Origin of the sequence: uncultured Martelella sp. (assembly GCF_963677965.2) — a bacterium.
In the GTDB taxonomy this organism is placed as follows: domain Bacteria; phylum Pseudomonadota; class Alphaproteobacteria; order Rhizobiales; family Rhizobiaceae; genus Martelella; species Martelella mangrovi.
Genome location: NZ_CAXXFM010000001.1, coordinates 2,807,323 through 2,823,293, shown reverse-complemented (window position 1 = coordinate 2,823,293; position 15,971 = coordinate 2,807,323). Strand labels below are relative to the sequence as shown.

General features: G+C 61.3%; 13 protein-coding genes and 1 tRNA gene. 7 read left to right on the top strand and 7 right to left on the bottom strand.

From position 1 onward, the window contains the following. Positions 1-6: 6 nt before the first annotated feature. Positions 7-1,497: a glycerol kinase GlpK gene (gene glpK, locus ACHZCU_RS13225; RefSeq protein WP_319519139.1), complete on the top strand. Its 1,491-nt coding sequence runs from the start codon at positions 7-9 to the stop codon at positions 1,495-1,497. Here the strand turns inward: glpK and ACHZCU_RS13220 are convergent, their stop codons facing one another. The 5 genes from ACHZCU_RS13220 to ACHZCU_RS13200 all read right to left on the bottom strand — a co-directional run bounded on the left by ACHZCU_RS13220 (position 1,498) and on the right by ACHZCU_RS13200 (position 4,264). After that, positions 1,498-1,992, bottom strand: coding sequence for a GNAT family N-acetyltransferase (locus ACHZCU_RS13220; RefSeq protein WP_319519138.1), 495 nt, complete (start codon positions 1,990-1,992; stop codon positions 1,498-1,500). 81 nt (positions 1,993-2,073) lie between these two features. Beyond that, entirely contained in the window at positions 2,074-2,583 is a 510-nt protein-coding gene (locus tag ACHZCU_RS13215; RefSeq protein WP_319519137.1) for a lysozyme inhibitor LprI family protein, read from the bottom strand. A 75-nt stretch (positions 2,584-2,658) separates the two neighbouring features. Beyond that, the gene (locus ACHZCU_RS13210) at positions 2,659-3,324 is read right to left on the bottom strand and encodes a hemolysin III family protein (RefSeq protein ID WP_319519136.1); all 666 of its coding nucleotides are present in this window, start codon (positions 3,322-3,324) and stop codon (positions 2,659-2,661) included. 160 nt (positions 3,325-3,484) lie between these two features. After that, complete coding sequence (locus tag ACHZCU_RS13205) at positions 3,485-3,808, bottom strand: TraR/DksA C4-type zinc finger protein (protein ID WP_319519135.1); 324 nt, start codon at positions 3,806-3,808, stop codon at positions 3,485-3,487. Positions 3,809-3,853: 45 nt separating this feature from the next. Beyond that, positions 3,854-4,264: a universal stress protein gene (locus tag ACHZCU_RS13200; protein WP_106302349.1), complete on the bottom strand. Its 411-nt coding sequence runs from the start codon at positions 4,262-4,264 to the stop codon at positions 3,854-3,856. Positions 4,265-4,605: 341 nt separating this feature from the next. Between ACHZCU_RS13200 and ACHZCU_RS13195 the strand changes: the two genes are divergently transcribed. Continuing rightward, positions 4,606-5,892: an FAD-dependent oxidoreductase gene (locus ACHZCU_RS13195; protein WP_319519134.1), complete on the top strand. Its 1,287-nt coding sequence runs from the start codon at positions 4,606-4,608 to the stop codon at positions 5,890-5,892. 313 nt (positions 5,893-6,205) lie between these two features. Here ACHZCU_RS13195 and ACHZCU_RS13190 read toward each other — a convergent pair whose 3' ends face one another. Continuing rightward, positions 6,206-6,562 (bottom strand): DUF930 domain-containing protein, encoded by a 357-nt coding sequence (locus ACHZCU_RS13190; RefSeq protein ID WP_106303200.1) that lies wholly within the window; start codon positions 6,560-6,562, stop codon positions 6,206-6,208. 175 nt (positions 6,563-6,737) lie between these two features. Here ACHZCU_RS13190 and ACHZCU_RS13185 point away from each other — a divergent pair, with 175 nt between their 5' ends. The 3 genes from ACHZCU_RS13185 to ACHZCU_RS13175 all read left to right on the top strand — a co-directional run bounded on the left by ACHZCU_RS13185 (position 6,738) and on the right by ACHZCU_RS13175 (position 10,425). Further along, complete coding sequence (locus tag ACHZCU_RS13185; RefSeq protein WP_319519133.1) at positions 6,738-8,852, top strand: S9 family peptidase; 2,115 nt, start codon at positions 6,738-6,740, stop codon at positions 8,850-8,852. A 17-nt stretch (positions 8,853-8,869) separates the two neighbouring features. Next, positions 8,870-9,010, top strand: a complete 141-nt coding sequence (locus ACHZCU_RS13180) for a hypothetical protein (RefSeq protein ID WP_319519132.1) — start codon at positions 8,870-8,872, stop codon at positions 9,008-9,010. A 107-nt stretch (positions 9,011-9,117) separates the two neighbouring features. Further along, the gene (locus ACHZCU_RS13175; protein ID WP_319519131.1) at positions 9,118-10,425 is read left to right on the top strand and encodes a DUF2254 domain-containing protein; all 1,308 of its coding nucleotides are present in this window, start codon (positions 9,118-9,120) and stop codon (positions 10,423-10,425) included. 144 nt (positions 10,426-10,569) lie between these two features. Here ACHZCU_RS13175 and ACHZCU_RS13170 read toward each other — a convergent pair. Next, positions 10,570-10,646 (bottom strand) — tRNA-His (locus ACHZCU_RS13170). 281 nt (positions 10,647-10,927) lie between these two features. Here ACHZCU_RS13170 and ACHZCU_RS13165 point away from each other — a divergent pair. After that, positions 10,928-13,894 (top strand): PAS domain S-box protein, encoded by a 2,967-nt coding sequence (locus ACHZCU_RS13165; protein ID WP_319519130.1) that lies wholly within the window; start codon positions 10,928-10,930, stop codon positions 13,892-13,894. Between the two features lie 297 nt (positions 13,895-14,191). Then, positions 14,192-15,766: an iron ABC transporter permease gene (locus tag ACHZCU_RS13160; protein ID WP_319519798.1), complete on the top strand. Its 1,575-nt coding sequence runs from the start codon at positions 14,192-14,194 to the stop codon at positions 15,764-15,766. Positions 15,767-15,971 lie beyond the last annotated feature (205 nt).

Sequence of the window (15,971 nt, the reverse complement as noted above, 5' to 3'; positions counted from 1 at the left end):
AACGGCATGAAGCATATTCTGGCCATCGACCAGGGCACCACATCGAGCCGCGCAATCGTGTTTGACGCGAACATGCGGCTGGTCGCCTCTGCGCAGGAGGAATTCCGGCAGCACTATCCGGCCTCCGGCCTTGTCGAACACGCGCCCGCCGACATCTGGTCGACGGTTGCCGCCACCTGCCGCGAGGCAATCGAGCGCGCCGACATCCATGCCGCCGATGTCGCCGCAATCGGCATTGCCAACCAGCGCGAAACCGCGCTGATCTGGGACCGGGCGACCGGCCGGCCGATCCACCGCGCAATCGTCTGGCAGGACCGCCGCACCGCCGACACCTGCGCCAGATTGCGCGCGGAAGGACACGAGGCCTTCATCACTTCCGCAACAGGTCTCATTCTCGATCCCTATTTCTCGGCCACCAAGATCGCCTGGATGCTCGACAATGTGGAGGGGGCGCGGGCACTGGCCGAAAAGGGGCGGCTCGCCTTCGGCACGGTCGACACCTATCTCATCTGGCGGCTGACCGATGGCAAATCCCATGTCACCGACGCCACCAATGCCGCGCGCACCATGCTCTACAACATCCGCGAAGGAAAATGGGACGAGGATATCTGCGCGCTCCTGAATATCCCGATGTCGCTGCTGCCGGAGGTGAAGGACTGCGCCGCTGATTTCGGCATGACCCGCCATGACCTTTTCGGCCGCGAAATCCCGATCTTCGGCGTTGCCGGCGACCAGCAGGCGGCCACCGTCGGCCAGGCCTGTTTCGAGCCTGGCATGATCAAGTCGACCTATGGGACGGGGTGCTTTGCGCTTTTGAACACCGGCGACAAGTTTGTGAAAAGCGAAAGCCGGATGCTGTCAACCATCGCCTACCAGCTCGATGGCAAGCCGACCTATGCGCTGGAAGGGTCGATCTTCATCGCCGGCGCCGTGGTGCAATGGCTGCGCGACGGGCTGAAGGTGATCCGCCACGCCCGCGAAACCGATGCGCTGGCGAACGCCGCCGACCGGGAACAGACGCTTTACATGGTGCCCGCCTTCACCGGCCTCGGCGCGCCCTATTGGGATGCCGAATGCCGCGGCGCGGTCTATGGCCTCACCCGCAATTCGGGCCCGGCGGAATTTGCCCGGGCCGCGCTTCAGAGCGTCGGCTACCAGACCCGCGACCTGCTGGAAGCGATGCACGACGACTGGGGCAGTCACGATTCGGCAAATATCTTGCGGGTCGACGGCGGCATGAGCGCCAATGACTGGACCATGCAGTTTCTCGCCGACATTCTCGGCGTACCCGTCGACCGTCCGCAGGTTGTCGAAACGACGGCGCTGGGCGCGGCCTGGCTTGCCGGCAGCCGCGCCGGGCTTTACCCCGACCTCACCGAATTCGCAGCCTCATGGGCCGTCGACCGACAGTTCAAGCCGGCCATGGAAGAAGCAACCCGCGAAAAGCTCTACAAGGGCTGGAAGAACGCGGTGCAGCGAACGCTGGGGCCGATCTGATCAATCGGCGAAGCGATACTGCATCGTCACCAGATCGAGCCAGCGGCCGAATTTGGTGCCGACTTCCGGGTAACGGCCAACGTGGAAAAAGCCGAGGCGTTCATGCAGCGCAATCGAGGCCGTATTGTCGCCCTCGATGGCCGCGATCATGGCATGCATGCCGGCCTGACGCGCGTGGGCAAGCAGCGCTTCCATCAGCGCGCGGCCTGCACCGCCGCCACGGCGATCCTTGTGCACATAGACCGAATGCTCGACGGTATGGCGGTAACCGTCAAACGGGCGCCAGTCGCCATAGCTGGCATAGCCGATAACCGCCCCCTCACGTTCCGCCACCAGAACCGGAAAGCCGCGCGCATTGCGGGCTGCAAGCCAGGCCTTGCGGTTTTCAAGATCGACGAGGATCTCGTTCCAGATCGCCGTGGAGTGCAGAACGGCATCATTGTAAATTTCGAGGACGACCGGAAGGTCGGCCTCTTTCGCATCGCGTATCAACATGGTGTTCCCGTCCATTCCGGAGCATCTGTGTCCTCCCTTTAGAACGACACCCAGGGCGCGTCCATGATGAAACGACGTGCTTCAATAGGTCGGCCAGGAATTTTCCAGATAGATCGCCTGATCGGCCGTCATCCGCATCAGGCAGCCGGCATAGACCGGTCCGGCAATGGTGCCGCCCTGATACTGGTTGGCCTCGTATTCGCAGGTTGCGTCCCGGAAGGTGATCCAGATCCGCTGCATGTCACGCAGACTTTCGGCAGCCTCGCCATTGGCACGCGGATCGTCGGCGGCTTCGGCATCGGCCGCCTTGGCGCGCGCCAGAAGCTTGCGATAGGTCCGGTTCAGCCAGCTATCCCAGAATTTCGTCTCAAGCGCCGAGCATTCCTGCAGCCCGATCGTGGTGGAACCGTAATCCGAGGCGTTCTGGCAAGCTTGAGCAGAGACACCGGCACAGGCTCTCATGTCGGCCTCGGTTTCGGCAAGGTCGACGCATTTGGCCACCAGATCGTCCGAATAGACCACCTCATCTTCAGCCAGTGCAGGGGAAGCCGCCAGCACCGCCGCCACCGTCAAAGCCTTTGCAATCCGCATATTCCTCTCCCAGATGTTCTTGTTTGCCTTTTTGAAAACCTTAGGGGCCGCCCAGGTTCCGCGACCGTGCCAGCCTCAGCCCGTCAGGCTGAAACAGGTCAGCACCGCGGCATAATGCACGGCGGCGGCCGTCACGACAAATCCGTGCCAGATGGCATTCTGGAAACGCAGTTTTTCCCAGACATGAAACAGCACGCCGGCGGAATAGATCACACCGCCGATGACGATGAGAATGCTGGTGGCAAGCGGCAGCAGCGGAAACAGCGGCCAGGCGACGACAATGCCGCTCCAGCCCATGGCAAGATAAAGCAGGATGGCAAGCCGGTCATAGCGGCCGGGCCACAACACCTTGAGCGCAATACCAAACGCGGCGATCAGCCACACGCCGATGAGCAGCCCAAAAATCATCGGCTCGTCAATGCCGCGCTGAAGAAACGGCGTATAGGTCGCGGCAATGAGAATGAAGATCGAACTGTGGTCGAGCCGCTTCCAGATCGCCTTGCTGCGTCCGGCTTTCGGCGGCCAGAGATTGTAGGAAAACGAAATCGAAAGCGTCAGCACCAGCCCGGCCGAATAGATGACGGCAGCGGCAACCTGCGCCGCGCTGGTCCAGACGGCGGCATAAAAGATCAGCACCGTCGCGCCAATCAGCGCGAAGACGACGCCAACACCGTGGACAATGCCATCGGCGACGAGTTCATAAAGATCATACGGGCTGCCGCGGCGTGCGAATTGCTTCATAAGGGACCTGGCTCAGACGTGCTGGCATGAACATGACGGACGAATGTGACGGGGCCCGGGCGGGCCCGACGCTTTCCGATTCTAGCGCCAAAACACGTCCGGCGAAAGGGTGCAGTGCAATGCACCTTTTCGCCGGCAATCAAAGCAGGCAGGACCTGCCCTACCCCAGACTGGCCGCACAACCCTTGCAGAAAGGCGTATAGGGCACAGCCTCAAGCCTTTCGGCGGCGATCTCGCCGCCGCATTTCACGCAGATGCCGAAGGTGCCGTCGGTGATGCGCTGCAACGCAGCATCAATCGCCTTGAGTTCATCCGAGCCGACATGGCCGAATTCCTCCAGAACCTCGTCATTTTCGGCTTCGGCAGCCTGCTCCTGGCTGTCGGGATTGCGTGTCCGGCCAAGATCGGTATCGATCTTCTGCAGCCGCGTCAGTATCTCGGTCTTGCGGGCTTCGAGCAGAGCCTTGTAATGCATCGCGTCCATGACTTCCTCCCTTGATACTGTTCCCGCAACCGGCGTTCGACGCCTTCAGCGGCGGACGAGAACGGAGCAGGCCGCATGTCGAACCACGCGGTCGGCTGTGGACCCGATCAGATAGTTCGAAAGATCGGGGCGGTGCGAGGCCACCAGAATGAGATCGGCCTGATGCGCCTTTGCGCTGGCCAGGATTTCGCGGGCCGGCGGGCCGGTGCGCAATTCGATCTCGGCATCCACCTTGGCCCGGGACCTGAGTTCCTGCAGCTTGTCGCGCGCATCGTTGACGGCATTGTCCATCAGATCCACCGGCACATCAATTGCCAGATAGGAGGGGATTTCCTCGACCACATGCAGCAGCACGATGCTGCCTTCCGGATCAACCAACTCGCTGGCCTTGGTGAGAATATCGAGCCCCTTGTCGAGCACCGAAATGTCAACCGGAACGATAATTTTCTTGAACATTGCTTTCTCCTTTCCCGAACCGTGTCCCTCCCGACAAGGACATTTTGCTTCTCGGCACATCTGTGACGGCCCGGGGCCTACTGGCCTGTTGACCCGACATTCGCGCCACAGGTCGCCCTGCGCATTGATCAAGGTCAATTTTGAAATTGACCTTTGTTAAGCGCAAGACCCGAAATCACCCTTTCAGCCGCCTTTATGGCAGATAAAATATACGCTATTGCGTATCTTCAAAATAATACATATTTATAGTGCATCGTACACTGCCTGGGAGCGGCAGTGCCGACAGGACCGGAGGCGGTCATCGATGTGACTGCCCGGCCCTGTCTAGAAGGGAGGAAGACATGGCACATATCGTGATACTGGGCGCAGGCCTCGGCGGCACCATCGCCGCTTATGAACTGCGCGAAAAACTCGGCCGGGAACACACGGTCACCGTGGTCAACAAAGGGTCCGTCTATTCATTTGTCCCCTCGAACCCGTGGGTGGCGGTGGGCTGGCGCACGCAGGAAGAGGTTCAGGTCGACCTGGAGCCGGTGTTCGCCAAGCGCAACATCGCGCTTCGGCCCGAAGGCGCTGAAAAGCTGCACCCGGCGGAAAACCGGATTGAACTGACCGACGGCAGTTCGGTCGATTATGATTATCTGGTGATCGCCACCGGGCCGGAACTGGCCTTTGACGAGATAGAAGGCTTCGGGCCGGAGACGGGGTTTTCGCAATCGATCTGCGAAACCGGGCATGCGGCAGAGGCGAAATCCGCGTTCGATGCCCTGATTGAAAATCCCGGCCCGGTAGTCGTCGGCGCTGTTCAGGGGGCTTCATGTTTCGGCCCGGCCTATGAATTCGCCTTCATTCTCGACAAGGCCCTGCGCGATGCAAAGGTGCGCGACCGGGTGCCGATGACCTTTGTCACGCCCGAACCCTATATCGGCCATCTCGGTCTCGATGGCGTCGGCGACACCAAGGGGCTGATGGAAAGCGAGCTGCGCGAACGCCATATCAAATGGATCACCAATGCCCGCGTCGATCACATGACCGCGGAAAGCGTGGTTGCAGAAGAGATTGGTGCAGACGGCGCAGTGAAGGAACGCCACGAACTGCCGGCAAAATTCAGGATGATGCTGCCGGCCTTCCGCGGCGTCTCGGCCATTCGCGGCATTGAAGGGCTCACCAATCCGCGCGGCTTCGTCATCATTGACGAGCACCAGCAGAACCCGGCCTTTGAAAACATCTTCGCCATCGGCGTCTGCGTCGCGATTGCCCCGACGGGCAAGACGGCGGTGCCCGTCGGCGTGCCGAAAACCGGCTTCATGATCGAATCCATGGCCACGGCGACGGTCGGCAATATCGCGCGGCTCATCGCCGGCGAACAGCCCAATGTTCAGGCCACATGGAACGCCGTCTGCCTGGCCGATTTCGGCGATGGCGGGGTTGCCTTCGTGGCGCAGCCGCAAATTCCGCCGCGCAACGTCAACTGGGCCTCGGAAGGGCGCTGGGTGCACGCCGCCAAGGTGGGCTTTGAAAAATATTTCCTGCGCAAGGTGAAGACCGGCGTCAGCGAACCCTTCTACGAGAAACTCGCATTGCAGGCGCTGAAGATCGACAAGCTGAAGGCCGTGACCTTCGACTGATACCAAGAGTCAATGATTAGGACCCATATGACCGGAGCGATTTTGAAAGCCGGCTAGGCGAAAACCGCAGTCGTAGCCATCGCTACGGCGAGGATTTTCAACGACGCGGGCTTTCAAAAGCGCCCGGCCCTTTAAGGGTGCGGCTGGAATGGCCGCCGAGGGCGTCAAAATCCTCGCGCGATGCTACGGCATCGCTCTGCGGTGTTTTCCTACTCGGACAGCCATTCCAGCGCGCATCATATGAGTCCTAATCATTGACTCTTGGTATGAGACGTGGAAGCGGCCGGAGGGGAAGCCCCGCCGGCCGCTATTTTTAGGGATAGAGATAGTATTTATCCCACTGGGACCGCGGAATTTCGGCGCCGATCTTGAAGCTGAAATCCTTGATTTTCAGCTCGCTCCGGTCGGTCGTGCAATGATAGCTGAGGTGGTACCAGTGCTGGTGCGTGCGAAACACGGCGCCGTTTGCATCGATCGTATCGCCCTTCACCACCGGCGGTTCGAACGTATAGGCGATTACCTTGTCGGGGTTCATGTCCTTGCGGGCGGCATCGATTCGCGAAAGCGCCTCGACATCACAGCGCTGTTCCAGTTCCTCTTCCGGATCAAGACGCTGAAGCTCGGCGGCAACGCGCTTGTTGAGCGCAAAGGCCGGCAGGCCGGTCGTCATCACAAGGGCAGCCACCAGAACAGTTCTGAACACGCATATTCTCCCGATTGGACGTAACACTATTACTCTCATATGCACAATGATGCGGGCTGAGGCAAGTCTTCGTCCGGCTGCTTGATGTGACGGGTCAGCCGCCTTATCTTCCGGCAACCTGAAAACAACAAGGCCCGCCACCGTGACTGAATTCAAGAACCTTCCCGCCCCGCCGAAAGCCGCAGCAAGGCCCGTGACCGATACCCGCCACGGCAAGACCCGCACGGATGAATATGCGTGGCTGCGCGCGGAAAACTGGCAGGCGATGTTCAAGGATCCGTCCATCCTCGAAAGCGACATCCGAAACCATCTGGAAGCCGAAAACGCCTATATGAAGGCGGCCATGGTCGATACCGAAGCGTTTCAGAAAAAGCTGTTTGCCGAAATGCGCGGCCGGATCAAGGAAGACGACAGCTCCGTGCCGATGAAGGACGGCGCCTATGCCTATGGCACAGCCTATCGCACCGGCGGCGAGCAGCCCTATTTCTTCCGCATCCCGCGCGATGGCGACCTGCATGACCCGGACCTGCGTTCGGTTCTGCTGGACGGCGACAAGGAGAGCGACGGCAAGGCCTATTTCGACCTCGGCGGTTTCTTCCACACCACCGACCATGCCCGCGCGCTGTGGAGTTACGACGACAAGGGCTCGGAATTCTACACCATCAAGGTGCGCGACCTTGCCGGCGGCCATGACCTTGACGACGTGATTGAAAACACCGGCGGCGGCGGGGTCTGGGCGCCGGACGGCAACAGCTTCTTCTATACCGAGGTCGATGAAAACCATCGCCCCTCCAAGGTCTACCACCATATTCTCGGCACCGCGCAGAGTGAGGACCGGCTGGTCTATGAGGAAAAAGACCCCGGCTTCTTCGTCGGTATCGGCGGTTCGCTGCTCGATGATTTCATCTTCATCGATGTCCATGATCACCAGACCTCGGAAGTGCACATCATTCCGACGGCCGATCTCAAGACCGCGCCGCAGGTCATCGCCCAGCGCGAAACCATGGTCGAATATGACGTCACCGAAGGCGGCGACGTCTTCTTCATCCTTACCAATGACGGCGACGCCAAGGATTTCAAGATCATGGAAGCGCCGGTCTCGGCCCCCGGCAAGGAGAACTGGAAAGAGGTCGTGCCCCATCAGGAAGGCCGGCTGATCCTCTCCCATATGGCTTTTGCCGGTCACCTCATCTGGCTGGAACGGTTCGGCGGCCTGCCGCGCATCGTCATCCGCGACCGCAAGACCGGCGAGGAACATGCAATCGCCTTTGACGAGGAGGCCTATGCGCTGGGCCTTCAGGGCGCACAGGAATATGAGACGGACACGATCCGGTTTTCCTATTCCTCGATGACAACCCCGAGCCAGCTTTACGACTACAACATGGTGACGCGCGAACGCACACTGCTGAAAACGCAGGAGGTGCCTTCCGGCCACAATCCGGGCGACTATGTGACCCGGCGCATTCAGGCGAAGGCGGAAGACGGCGAACTGGTGCCCGTCAGCCTCGTCTACCGCAAGGATACGCCGCTTGATGGCTCCGCCCCCTGCCTGCTTTACGGCTACGGCGCCTATGGCATTTCCATTCCGGCATCGTTTTCCACCAATTGCCTGTCGCTGGTGGACCGCGGATTTATCTACGCCATCGCCCATATTCGCGGCGGCAAGGACAAGGGCTTTGCCTGGTATGAAAACGGCAAGATGTTCTCCAAGAAGAACACCTTCTCCGATTTCGTCGCGGCTGCCGATGCGCTGGTGGCCGATGGCTTTACCTCCTACGGCAATATCGTTGCCGAAGGCGGTTCGGCCGGCGGCATGCTGATGGGCGCCGTCGCCAATATGGCGCCGGAGAAATTCTCCGGCATCATCGCCGCCGTTCCGTTTGTCGATGTGCTCACCACCATGCTGGATGACACACTGCCGCTCACGCCGCCCGAGTGGCCGGAATGGGGCAACCCCATCGCCTCGGAAGAGTCTTACGACTACATCGCAAGCTACAGCCCATACGACAACGTGGCCGAAAAGCCCTATCCCGCCATTCTCGCACTTGCGGGCCTCACCGACCCACGGGTGACCTACTGGGAGCCGGCAAAATGGGTCGCCCGGTTGCGCGACAAGACCACCGGCACCGCCCCCATCCTGCTCAGAACCAATATGGATGCCGGCCATGGCGGCGCGTCCGGACGCTTCCAGCGGCTGGAGGAGATCGCGCTTGAATATGCCTTCGCACTGAAGGTTTCGGGCAAGGCGGAGAGCTGAACCGGGAGGATTTGCCGATGACCGTCTTCATCGGAGTGTTGAGGGCGGTCAATGTCGGCGGCAGCGGGAAGCTTGCCGGGCTTTCTGCGGGAACCGCGCGCAACCTCAACACGTTGCGCAAGCTGGAGGCTATGGCAAAGGCTGTGGTTGCCGGTTGACCGGCATTGCTCTAGTCATAGAAAGCGACACCGGCGGGAAACGTGACACGCGATCCTGCCGACGATCCTGATCAGTCCGGGACATCCGCCCTGACAGAAAGAGTGCCATGAAACTTCAGCTGTCCCGGCGGTTATGGGTCCTGTCCCAGGTGATGCGGCAATTGTGGTTCGTTGCCGCAATCTACTGTATCGCCGGCATCGCAACGGCGCTTCTCGGCATCCTCCTCAACCCCTATATTCCCGAAGGTGTCGGCGAGGCGATCGGCGTCGATTCCGTCGGTTCACTGTTGTCTATCATCGCCAGCAGCATGCTGACGGTGCTGATCTTCTCGCTCAACACCGTGGTGCAGGCCTCGTCTGCGGCCGCCAGCAGCGCCACCCCGCGCGCCGTCGGCACGCTTCTGGAGGATCGCACGGCGCAGGCGGCGCTTTCGACCTTCCTCGGTTCCTTCATCTTCAGCCTGGTCGGGCTGATCGCACTCAATACCAATCTCTATGGCACCGGCGGACGGCTGGTGCTGTTTGTCGCGACCATTGCCGTCATCGTGCTGATCATCGGCATATTGCTGCGCTGGATCAACTATCTCGGACGTCTCGGCAAGGTCAGCCGCACCATCGAGCAGGTCGAAGATCAGGCGATAACGTCGATGCGCAATTACCGGGCCGAACCGTTTCTGGGCGGGACAGAGTTTGATGGACATATGCCTGGCGGGCTTCAGCTGATCGATCCGCCGGAAACGGGTTATCTGCGCTTCGTCGACATGGCGGCGCTGGATGCCGTTTCCCGCAGGCTCGACGCCGATATCTACGTTCTGGAACGTCCCGGCGCATTCATGGCGGCCGGACGGCATATTGCCGGCATCGAACTTCCGCTGGACAGCAAGGTCGCCGGCGAGGATATCATCGCCGAAATCGCCGGGGCATTTACCATCGGCCACGAACGCAGCTATACGCAGGATCCGCTCTACGGCCTGACGGTGATGTCGCAGATCGCCCTTCGCGCGCTGTCGCCCGCCGTCAACGACCCCGGCACCGCCATCGACGTCACCACCCATCTGGTGCGTATCATGGAGGCAGGCGAGCGACCGGATGCCGATAGCGAGCCGCGCTATTCCCGCATTCATATGCCGGCGATCAGGGCAGAAGAATTCTTCGACGCCGCCTTCACCGCCATGTCGCGTGACGGCGCGAACATGGCCGAGGTGGTCATCCACCTTCTGCATGCCTGTCGCGCGCTCGGCCGGACGGAAATCCCGGAATTTTCGGAAATGTCACGCAAGTTTTCCACGCTGACTGTGGCGCGGGCGCGCGAAACCCTGCGCTTTCAATCGGATATCGAACGGATCGAGCGGGCAGCCGATCGCAACAACGCCAGCTCGCCGGTCACCTTGCGGAAAAAATCGCCGGAGCAATAGCGCTTCAAAGAAAATGGCAGCCACACGGCGGTGCCGGCAGAACCTGCATGCAGGAATGATTCGGCGGCGCGAAAGCCTCGACATCGAACGCGCGCGAGCGCGTCCATCTTGTCATTTCAACACAACGACCGAAGAAAAAGAGAATGGTACGGTTGGGTGGGGTCGAACCACCGACCTCAGGTGCCACAAACCTGCGCTCTAACCAACTGAGCTACAACCGCACAAGGACGATGCGCCTTGGCATCGCGGCTCACATAAAAGGCCTGACAGGATTTTGCAAGCCCCTTGGTGCGCGTTCTGCAAAAATCGTATCCTTGCCCACACCCGGGAAGACATCGGCGGCACGCAAAATCCGCGTATTAACTGTGCGAAACGAAAAGGCCGCACCCGATCTGGACCACAATCGCCATAATTATTATTAAGAAAGCGTAAAGGGAAGATGCGTCAAAAGCCGCAGGAAAACGCGTCGACCAGCCCCGAACCCGCAACGGACCGAAATGCCATGAGCACGGCAATTCCCCACTACCTCGCCTTTGCCACCCACCCCGCGCTGCGCGGGCGTTCTCTGGCCGGCAAGGCCATGCTGGCCGTCGATGCCGAGGAAAGGCATGTGGTTTTTGCCAATGCGGCCGGAGCGCGGCTCCTTGGACAAAGCCTGATTTCGGCTGCAATCGGAACCGATGCAGTTGAAAGCATACTTCTGCGCCAGTTCATGGCGGTGGCAGGGCGGCTGGCGGAACCGGGCGACACCCGCAATTTCACCGTCAATATTCCTCAACGTTTTCGACGGGTTGCCCGGCAGGCAGTTGCAAGCCTTCTCGTTCTCGGCGGACGGCGCTACCTGATTCTGGAATGCGAAAACGATATTGCCGACGATGTCATGCAGGATCTTGTCAGCGGTTTCGGCGAGGATGAAGCGCAGCTGGCGCTGGTTGACGGCAATGGCACGATCACGCATCGGACCGCCGGTTTTGACCGCACGGGCCTCGACAGCACTGAGATCGGTCCGGTCATCGAGGGCCTTGCAGCGGGTCCCGAATATTATACCGAGCGGCTTGCGACGACCCCGACCGGCATATGGCCGCTGGCGCTTGGGCGGTTGTCGCGCGCGCCGGGGCTGTTCCTGCTGTTTGTATCCGAAGATCTGGCCGCAGACCGGAACCCGGTTGACGAAACCACCGGGGAAGATGCTGCCCCGGATACCAACATCCGTTCTGCACGCGATGTCATCGCAACAATCGATGAAAGCCTCGGCGCCCTGCTTGGACAGGAAGACACGGCTGCGCAGCCCGCTGAGACGCAAAGCCCTGTCGTGCGCCGGCAACCGGCTGCCGCCGCCGAAAAGGAGGCGTTGCAACAGGCTGCGGAAACCCGGCACGCCGAAGCAGACACCCGCCGTCCCGCGCGCTTCGTCTGGCATACGGATGCCGCAGGACGGCTCATCGATGTTTCCGATGAACTGGCCGGCGCCGTCGGGCCCGATATGGCCGCGGTTACCGGCCTTGATTTTGCCGAGATCGAAACCCGGTTCAAGGTCGCAGGCGGCAGCGCGATTGCGCGTCTTCTGCAAAGCGTCGACACCTGGTCGGGCCATACGGTTCACTGGCCCATCTCGGGCACGAGCGTGGCCGTCCCCGTCGATCTTGCCGCTCTTCCCACCTATACCCGCGAGCGCCATTTCGACGGTTTTCGCGGTTACGGGCTGATCAGGCTCGGCGAGGAAACCCAGGTGCCCGACGCAGCGCCGGCCGCCGCCAATACGGCTGAGCGCACGAAGCAGGCACAGCAACTGACGGAAGCAGAACGTCACGCGCTTGACGAAATTGCCAGCCAGCTTCGCTCGGCAGATACGCAGCCCGTCCCGGCGCCCAGCGAAACCGTAGACGTCGAAGAAGCCGCTGCCCCGGCACGGGCTCCGGTTATCCTGCGCCGAACAGCCGAACATTCTCCGCAGAACGCAAGCGGAGCGGAAGATCATGCCTCGGCAATAGACGACAGAAAGGATGCGATTCTCATCCAATCAGGCGAGCGCATTCTGCACACCAATTCCGCATTCCTGTCGCTTGCGGGCTATGGGTCGCTGGATGCGGTCATCGCTGCCGGCGGCACCGATGCCCTTATCGAACGCGGGACGGACGACCGGCTGTTCCTGCATACCGCCGATGGCGGGCGGCTGCCGGTATCCCTGCACCTGCAAGCCATTGTCTGGCATGGCGGACGCGCACTGGCGCTGACCTTGCGGCCGGAACATGAAACAGTCGGCAGGACCGACTTGCCGGTCTTCAAACAAGACACGGACAAGGCCGGAGATGACCCAAAAATGCTTCAGGACGGCGATGTCGCCGAGCTGCATGCCATTCTGGACACCTCCACCGACGGCATTCTGATCCTCGATGAAAAGCGGCATATCCGTTCGCTTTCGTCCTCGGCTTCGGCTCTTTTCGGCGTCGAAAGCCAGGATGTGATCGGCGAGGATGCCGGCCTGCTGTTTGCCGAAGAAAGCCACAATGATCTCGAATCCCATCTGGAACGGCTGATCGACGGGCATGGCGGCGATGTCATGCATGAAGGGCTGGAAGTCATTGGCCGGGAAGCGGGCGGCGGGCTTATCCCGCTGTTCATCACACTTGGCCGTCTGCCCCGGTCGGGCGGCATCTGTGCCATTTTGCGCGATGTCACAGCCCTGAAGCGCCGGGAAGAGGATTTGCGTTCGGCCAAGCGGGCAGCGCGTGAGGCCGAGGACGAGCGCGACAGCCTCCGTTCGGCCCTGCGCTATGAGCTGAGCCAGCCGCTCGATGCCATCATCTCGCTGTCCGAGACCATGGATCACCAGCCTTTCGGCGCGCTCGGCGATAGTCGTTATCACGGGCTTGCCCGCGAGATTGCAAGCAAGAGCCGCCATGCACGCGGCGTCATCGGCAGGCTGCTCGGGGAGCCGGCGCCAACCGAACCCTCCGAAGCTGCTCCCGACCCCGTAGTTCTGCCCGAAGAACAGGTCGCGCCCGCAGCGCACGAAACGGCACAGATCAACGATGCCGTCGCCGAAGCCGTGAGCCTTGTTCAGCCGCGCGCCAATGCCCGGCGGATCATCATTCGCGCGGCCTTGTCTCCGGCTCTTGCCAGAACGCCGAGTGACGCGGAAACGCTGAAGGAAATCGCCTTGCAGCTTTTGCAGGGCGCCGTGCAGTTTACCCCTGCCGGTGGTCAGGTCGTGGTTTCAACGGCGGTCGCGGCAAGCGGAGAAACCGTGCTGCGCTTCCGCGACAACGGCATTGCGCCCGCCAGACGGCGCGCCACCGGTCAGCATGCGGGAGACACCACCCCCCAGGAGGAGAACCCGCACCTGCAAAAGGCCCGCAAACTGGCCGAAAGGCTTGGCGCGCGCTTTCTCGTGCATGCCGTTCCAAGCGAGGGCATGCTGGTGGAAGTGTTCCTGCCGATCAGGGAAACACGACCGCTTCACTACTAGACCGGCTTCGCTCCGGTCGGTCCGATGTGTCGGTTTCAACATTTCCTTTTCCGCTGACACACCGGGCGCGCCGCAGACAGGCGGCGTGCGGCCATATTGCGCAATGCGGCAACAGGCAATAAAACCGGTCGGAACCTGTCCACTTTGGCATTTCGGGCTGATGGCGGGGCTGAGATCAGACACGACCGGAGTAGCATGGCCACCGACCACGCCGCTGAAAGCGCGCCCCTTCCCCGCCCGGCACGGCGTCGTGTGCCGCATCCCCTGCCGCTGGCAGCGGGTATCATCTGTGCCTTGATGCTGCTGCCGCTGGCGGCCATCTGCTGGCTGGCCTTTTCTTCGGATTTCTCCGCCATATCCCACCTTGTCGAAACCGTTCTGCCGCGCGTGGCGGGGCGAACCCTGCTGCTTCTCGTCTTCAATGCCCTCGTCACCGGCACGGTCGGCGTCATCACCGCATGGCTGGTGGTGTCCTTTGATTTCCCGTTCAGGCGGCTGTTTTCGGTTGCGCTGGTGCTGCCGCTTGCCATGCCGATCTATCTGGCGGCCTATGCCTTCGGCGAATTCTTCGATTTCACCGGCCCCGTCCAGACGCTCTACCGCTCCGTCTTCGGCTATCAGTCCGCAAGGGACTATTATTTCCCGGATATCCGCTCGCTTGGTGGCGCGGTTCTGGTGATGTCGGCGGTGCTCTATCCTTATGTCTATCTCACCGCCCGTTCGGTGTTTTCCATGCAGGGACGCAACGCGGCGGAAGTGGCGCGCACACTTGGCGCCGGACGTTTGCGGGTTCTCCGGGCCGTGCAGCTGCCGATGGCGCGCCCGGCCATCGTCGTCGGTCTGACACTGGTGATGATGGAAAGCCTCAACGACATCGGCGCGGTCAAATATCTCGGCGTCAATACGCTGACATTTTCGATCTACGAGACCTGGCTCAATCGCGGCAACCTGGCGGGCGCTGCCCAGCTTTCAGCGATCATGCTTATCTTTGTGCTGGCGCTGATCCTGCTTGAGCGGGTCGCCCGGCGCAACCAGCGCTACAGCGCCGGACGGTCGGTGGCCGGACAGCCCGAACGGCAGCGCCTTTCGGGCGCCAGAGCCCTTGCCGCGAGCCTTGCCTGCTTGTTGCCCGTGCTCATCGGCTTTGCAATCCCCGCGCTGGTTCTCGCCGGTTTTGCACTCAGACGGCTCGATGAATTCCTCTCCGAACGCCTTCTCGACGCGCTGATGACCAGCATCGCCGTCTCGGGTCTTGCCGCGGCTTTCGCCGTCTTGTTCGGGCTGACTCTTTCCTATGCAGTCAGAACCCATCCGGGCCGGAAAATCCGCTCGGTGACCCGTCTGGCATCGCTTGGATACGGCATTCCGGGCACGGTGCTGGCCATCGGCGTGCTGATCCCGCTGGCAGGCCTCGACAACGCTCTCGACGGGGCGCTCAGGGCGAATTTCGGCATTTCCAGCGGCCTGCTGCTCTCCGGCAGCGGTTTTGCCATCGTCTATGCCTGCACGGTGCGGTTTCTCGCCATGGCCGAAGGAAGCGTCGATGCCGGTTTTCACAAGCTCTCGCCCAGCCTCGACATGGCCGCGCGCACGCTTGGCCGCTCACCGGCAAAGGCGCTCGTCTCCGTGCTTTTGCCGAACATGCGCCCCGCATTGTGGACGGCAGCCCTTCTGGTGTTCATCGAAACCCTGAAGGAACTCTCGGCAACCATTCTGCTGCGCCCCTTCAACTTCAACACGCTCGCCACCCTCGTCTACGAGGATGCCTCCCGCGCGCTGGTCGAAAGCGCCTCGGTGCCTGCCATGATCATCATTCTCGCAGGCCTCGTGCCGGTGCTGCTGGTCTCGCGCTCGATGGATCGCCGGGCGTAAAAAAGCCGCCGCAGGGTGCGACGGCTCAGTTTGTAGACAAACTCTTGGAAACACAGGTTGACGCCTCCACTTACCTTTCCACAGGTGTCATGCTCGGACTTGATCCGAGCATCCAGGCGACTCAAGCGATTGAATCGACTAAGGTTTATTGTCACCCCTTGCCGCGCTGCCTGGATCCTCGTGTCAAGCACGAGGATGACACCGT